Here is a 5,586-nt window from a genome sequence, read left to right as displayed (position 1 = left end):
GCGGCCGTCATCGCCCGGTGGCCGATCCAGGTGATCGGACGCAGGGTGCCGGAGGCGGTCACCGCGAGGTCGCCGACCTGGAGATCCTCGACGGCGATCTCGCCGCGGCTCGTGCGGATCGTCGTGCCCGTCACGAAGCAGACGGGAGTAAAATCTCCGAGTGTGTTCTCAGAGAACGTCTCCGTTTGTCCTTCGGTAACTTGAGTGTTTGACACCAAAATTGCGAAACCAGAACCGTCTGGATTTTCAGAAAGGACAATCTGATTCGCATTGTCTAAATTTGTTGCGTATAGATTAAATTGAGTATTGGTAGCAGTATTGGTCAGAGTGACCGGATCTCCTACGTTGCTGATAGTTCCATTGAAAACGTATGGCACATCATTGTTGCCATCATTCTCAAATACGCCACTCTGGACGCCGTCATTGTCCTGAGACAAGAAGTCAACGCCGTAAGTCACATTGTTGAAAACGATTGGGAGTGCCATGGGTACCTCTCTACTGTATCTACCTGTATTCCTGATCTACGTCTTTGCTCCGGCGAGCGAGCCTTAGCAATTTGCTCGAAACTGCACTCTTCGGACACGCTAATATGCATCTCATTATTGAGAGCAGCAAATCGTATGAAGGCTACCTGCTAGCAATTATCCACTGTCGTGTCTTGAGCGCAACAGGCTGTTCAATTTTCGTTAGCTACATCAGATGCAAACTGATAACAGATGCATCTTGTTGATTGTAAAGGTTGAGGTAGCTGTTTTTAAACTTTTATTCGGGTTACTTTCAGTACACTTCTGCACCACCCCCCCAAATAATTCAGCAATATGAAAGTGCTTGCAAATAGCGGACGTTGCATTACGTCGGCGCGAGCTTTCCGCCCAAGATCTGCCCCGCCCGTCGCCGATCGCCTATGTATGGGTGGGCGCGATGCTGGCTGAAAATCGGCATTTGCATCTATACTCGACCGTGCGAATCGAGGACGCAAATGACGTATACCAGCCGTAGACCCGGTATCATTTATCAACACCTGAAGCATCACAGCATTGCTGTTGTGGCCATAGGTATATGCCTTTCACTCGCATTATTGCACTCGGCGATGGCTCAGAGTATCTTGGGTGTCGACAATGAGGCGGTCACTTATAGAGCAGAGATGAAGCAACATTTCGCGAGAGAAGTGCGCAAACTACGGATATCTCCCCTGCGTGAAGCATCTCTTGTTGTAGCATTTAGAGTTGATAGAAGCGGAAGACTTTCGTCATATTCAATCGCTAGACCTTCTGGGGATCCGTATGTTGATCGGAAGGTCGAAAATTTTCTCTCGAAAGACTTGTCGTTCAGCCCATTTCCGGCGAATATGAAAACCAAACAACTTGATATATCTGTGCCCATAGTGTTTCGCCCGAGGTGATATAGCAACATCAATTTTTCAGTCGGCCTTACGCTCCACGCACGGCGCCCGTACCACCTCCTCCGGTGTCTCACGCGCGAACGTCGTGATCGGCCCGATGGTGATCTCGGATCGCGCGTGCGGCCGCTCGCCGGGCGCCGTGATCACCGGGCTGATGCGCGTGCTCGGCCCGATGAACAGGTAGGCGCTCGCGTCTCTGGCCGGCTTCCCGCTCGCGAGCATGCCGGCCAGGGTGACCGCGATGAAGCAGGGCGCCGGCATCAGCGCCCTCGCCGCGGTGGCGGACCATGGTCGTGGTCGTGCGTGTCCAGCACCTCGGTGAGCCGCTGGAGCACCTGCGCGAACTGGCTCGCGTGCTGCGCCTCCTCCGAGGCCGTGTCCGCCCGGATCGCCACGGTCAGGTCCTTGATCGCGGCTGTTAGGTCGGCCACCGCCATGCTGTCGAACAGCGCTGTGCCGCCAACCTGCGCAACGTCCCGCGCCACCTCCGGCTTCAGCGCCTCAGCTTTCGATGCCTCGATGCGGTAGTCGAAGAAGGTCTTCAGGAAGCCGGTGAGCGGAACCAAGAGAGCGGCGGCGGCGGCGCTGACCGCGACGATGATGGCGGGCCACGAGTCAAACTGCGGAAGAGGATCGGGAACTGCCGCCACCGTTCTGCCTCCTGCGTGCTCTGAACCCGAACGTGTCTTCCGCCGCCATGTCGCTGGCCGCGCGCCCGGAGGCGTGCAGCTCGGCGAAGGCGAGGATCGTGTAGACGGCGACGCCGGTGGTGATCGGCGGAGCCGTGAGCAGGAAGCCGAGGGCAATCGCGAGCCAGAAGACGAACCCGCCCAGGCAGCCCAGCGTGCGGATGAGCGAGGTCTCGCGCCCGCGCCGTCCGTTCACCCACAGCGCCAGGAGGCGAACGCAGCCGAAGAACAGGCACAGGGCCCCGGCCTTCCACTCGCTGATGACAGTGGCGATGACGCGAAAGCTCTCGTTCCCGAACGTGTTGGTCGGCGCGATCAAAACGAGGCCGACGGCCACGGCGATCAGCGAGAGCCAGATCTCGGCCCAGCGGGTCTGTCCGTAGCGGACCGCCCGCCGGATCCGCTCGTTGATCGCCGGGTCGGGATCGTAGACCAGCATGCGCTTGCCCTTTCCGATCGGTGCCGTCTGTGTGCGGTGAGGCATCAGAAGAACGCGGTCCTCACCTTGATCCAGCCATCGAGCACGTAGCCGGCCGCCTTCACGACGAGGAACAGGCCGAGGGCGATGAACACGAGCATCTTGTGCTCGACGAGGAAGCCGACGATCGACGTCACGTAGCCGAGGCCGGTCTGCACTTTGTCGGCCGTGTCGTTGATCCGCACGAAGGTGCCCTGCACGTTGTCGAGCAGGCCTGCCCCGTCCGCGCCGCCCAGGCCGAGGAGCCCGGCCCCGAAGGTGCCGAGCCACTTCGCCGGCCCGAACAGTTCGGGCGCGTGCTGCGCGGCCTTGCCGAGCGAGATCTTCGCGCGCTCGGCGGCGACCGGCCGGTGGGGCATCGCCGGCAGCGCCGCCAGGAACGCCGCATCGATCCCACCGTCGCCGAGGCCGTTGTCCTTGCGCGCCTGCGCCACGGCCTCCTGCGTCAGCGGCCCGTCCAGGCCGTCACGGGTGCCCTTGGTGTAGTAGGCGCGCTCGCGCAGGGCGTCCTGCACGTCCCACAGTTCGGGGCTGCCGTTGCGGTGCAGGCCCGGCCGCCCCTTGGCGGCGACCGCCTTGGGCTTCTTCTTCAGGAGCCACGGAAGCCAGCGCGAGAGCCCGCTCTCGTCGGGCACGACGAGGTCCCGGACCTGCGGCAGGGTCGGCGCGGGAACGGTCACCACCAGCGCATCAGCGACAGCCACCGCCGGCATCGCCCGCATCTGGTTCAGCACCGCCTCGACCTCGCCCGCGGTCGCCAGCACCTTGTTGAGGCCGTCGCCGAGATAGTAGGTCTGGCCGCGCTGGACCTGCCGGTGCGCGCCCTTGGTCGCCGCCAGGACCGGGAACGAGGCCCATTCCTGCGCGAGCCCGAGGCCGAACCCGATCACCGACAGCTGGCCGGCCATGAACTTGGCGTAGCCGCGCCGCAGCAGCAGGGCGTAGCCGAGCCGATCCTGCAGGGCAGGCGTCATCACCTCGCGGCCGGTCAGCCGCTCGGTCTGCTTCAGGCTCGCCAGGGTGTTGCGCATGAACTGGTAGCGGCCGGCGGCGCTGGAGCCGAAGCTGTCGGTGCGCCACTTCCCCTGCGCGATCACCTCATCGACCGTCATGGTGGTGAGGGGCTTCGGCATCTGCGCCATGCGGTTGCCGAACACGGTGTCGTAGCCGCGCGGGGCCTCCTTCGAACCGATGAAGTCGAGCAGGCGGCGGGCGGGTGCGGGAATGCTCATGGCGGGTCACTCCGGCTTGGCGAGCTTGTCGGAATCGGCGTCGTCGGCCGCCTGGGCGCGGCTGGCGGTGATCTCGCGCGCCTCGATCGCGTCGGCGGCGATCGGCGCAGGCTCGGCGGCGGGCGCGTCCTCGGCCGGCCCGGTGCGCTGCAGGATGGCCACGACCTCGTCGGCCGTGCCCTCCGGCGAGACGGAGGCGATGGCGGCAAGGCGCAGAAGATCGGCCGCGGAAATGCGGGTGTCGGACATCGGGGATGCTCCATGAAGGTGCGCGGCTGGCCCGGCCGGCTCGGGAAGCGTAAGCTGGGTCGTGGCGCGGCGAGCGCCCGACTCACATCTCGTCTGGGGATTGTGCGATCACGCCGGAGGGAAGGATGACCTTCTCGGTTCAGTGGACCACCTCTGAGGGGGTCGTATCGGTGGCACGAGGGACCGCGCTGGGTGCCTATTTAGAGGCTGAGCGCGTCACAAAGTTGGGCGTGCGCGATGTCAGGATCTGTCTTCCAAACGGGGATCTGATCGAGTTGGCCAACTTTAGGCCCTCGTCAGAGCAGATCTGAGAGGGGCTGGCGCATCGGTCAGTAGAGACCGGACCAGACGGCACCGACCCGCCGCTCTCGGACCTCATCTGAGTACCGTTAAGCCGACGCCTCGGCCGCAGTAATCCGCAAGCGTTGATTGAGCACTCCCGACGTGAAGGGCATGAGGTGCTGTCATTTTGCCGTCGCCTCTCATGCGACACGGCGTGAAGCGACCGGCGGGTCGGCATCGAACCCCCCTTCAATGCCGGCCCGCCGTACTCAGGCTTCGCTCACGCTCGCTCTTGCCTCGGTGAGGATTGCTGTAAGCGTGTGCGGCGCTAACATCAGCCGACCCAAAGACGCGACAGCCAGGACAGCAGGCGGGCGCCGAGCGAGGGCGTCGAGGGGGGCGTCTGGCGCGGCGAGCGGACCGGGTCAGACGCGTTCGAGGTTCGCTGTCTGCGCCGGGAACTGGATCGTCATGCCGGAGGCGTTCACGCCCATCAGCGTCGTGAGCGGCGAGAACTCGGGATCGCACAGCATCACCGTGCCGACATCGCCGATCATGAACTCGGGCGGGATGCCGTCGCGGCGGGTGATGCGGACGCGGTCGCCGACCTTGAACGGCGCCGCCTCGGTGCGCCGCAGGAACTCGGCGTGGACGTGATCGGCGATGGCCTCGGGCGTGTTGAGGGTTTCCGTCTGCACGACGGTCCTGGTCAGGGTCAGCATGGATCACTCCTCACAGGGTGGCGGCACGGGCCCACAATGCCGCGAGCGCCGCGGCGTCGTAGGGACGGTCCGTCGCAGGATTGGTCAGCAGGGCGCCGAGCTGCGTCGTCAGGGGATGGTGCAGCTCGTAAGTCGTGGCGGCGGCGAGGGTGATATGCGCGCCGAAGCGCTGCCCGCCGGCCTCCGGTATCTGTGCGAGCGCGGCCGTCATCGCGTCCGGCAGCTCGCCGCGCGCGGCCCATGCCAGCGCCTCGGCTTGCGAGATCACGCCGACGAGAGCGAGCGCCTGGGCGAATTGCCGGTCAGAGATCACCTCAACCGGCGCCTGCCACAGTGGCGTGGTGTCGGCATCCTCGATCGTCCAGCCGTCCGGCACGGGCGGCGGTCGCTCGCCATCCTCCACCGTCAGGCAAGTGATCTTGCGGCCCTGATCGTTGACCTGACCGGTATTTTGGACCGAGCCGAGTGAGAGGCTACTGCATGGCCGCTGCCATGGGTAGCCGGAAGGCCAGATCGGGGAAGCTAACAGGCG

General features: G+C 63.9%; 8 protein-coding genes and 1 pseudogene. 1 reads left to right on the top strand and 8 read right to left on the bottom strand.

The features are described 5' to 3' along the window. A partial coding sequence (locus ABS772_RS06155; protein ID WP_350392982.1) for a Hint domain-containing protein occupies window positions 1–485 on the bottom strand: 485 nt, incomplete at its 3' end. A 419-nt stretch (window positions 486–904) separates the two neighbouring features. On the opposite strand from ABS772_RS06155, the gene ABS772_RS06150 reads away from it, so the two are divergent. Then, entirely contained in the window at window positions 905–1,402 is a 498-nt protein-coding gene (locus tag ABS772_RS06150) for a TonB family protein (RefSeq protein ID WP_350392980.1), read from the top strand. An 18-nt stretch (window positions 1,403–1,420) separates the two neighbouring features. Here ABS772_RS06150 and ABS772_RS06145 read toward each other — a convergent pair whose 3' ends face one another. From ABS772_RS06145 to ABS772_RS06115, 7 genes and pseudogenes are all read right to left on the bottom strand, one after another. Beyond that, complete coding sequence (locus ABS772_RS06145; RefSeq protein ID WP_350392979.1) at window positions 1,421–1,663, bottom strand: hypothetical protein; 243 nt, start codon at window positions 1,661–1,663, stop codon at window positions 1,421–1,423. Further along, window positions 1,663–2,052: a hypothetical protein gene (locus ABS772_RS06140; protein ID WP_350392978.1), complete on the bottom strand. Its 390-nt coding sequence runs from the start codon at window positions 2,050–2,052 to the stop codon at window positions 1,663–1,665. Before ABS772_RS06140 ends, ABS772_RS06145 begins: the two co-directional genes overlap by 1 nt. Beyond that, window positions 2,018–2,575: a hypothetical protein gene (locus ABS772_RS06135; protein ID WP_350392976.1), complete on the bottom strand. Its 558-nt coding sequence runs from the start codon at window positions 2,573–2,575 to the stop codon at window positions 2,018–2,020. The genes ABS772_RS06140 and ABS772_RS06135 overlap by 35 nt, the downstream gene beginning before the upstream one ends. Then, a complete protein-coding gene (locus ABS772_RS06130) occupies window positions 2,575–3,801 on the bottom strand; it encodes a peptidoglycan-binding protein (RefSeq protein WP_350392974.1) in 1,227 nt (408 codons plus the stop codon). The genes ABS772_RS06135 and ABS772_RS06130 overlap by 1 nt, the downstream gene beginning before the upstream one ends. A gap of 6 nt (window positions 3,802–3,807) precedes the next feature. Beyond that, window positions 3,808–4,050, bottom strand: a complete 243-nt coding sequence (locus tag ABS772_RS06125; RefSeq protein ID WP_350392972.1) for a hypothetical protein — start codon at window positions 4,048–4,050, stop codon at window positions 3,808–3,810. A gap of 707 nt (window positions 4,051–4,757) precedes the next feature. Then, window positions 4,758–5,054: a hypothetical protein gene (locus ABS772_RS06120; protein WP_350392970.1), complete on the bottom strand. Its 297-nt coding sequence runs from the start codon at window positions 5,052–5,054 to the stop codon at window positions 4,758–4,760. 10 nt (window positions 5,055–5,064) lie between these two features. After that, window positions 5,065–5,586: pseudogene (locus ABS772_RS06115) on the bottom strand (hypothetical protein); the annotation flags it as partial.

Source organism: Methylorubrum podarium (assembly GCF_040270385.1).
Classification (GTDB): Bacteria; Pseudomonadota; Alphaproteobacteria; order Rhizobiales; family Beijerinckiaceae; genus Methylobacterium; species Methylobacterium podarium.
This window is presented reverse-complemented; position numbering and strand designations above follow the sequence as displayed.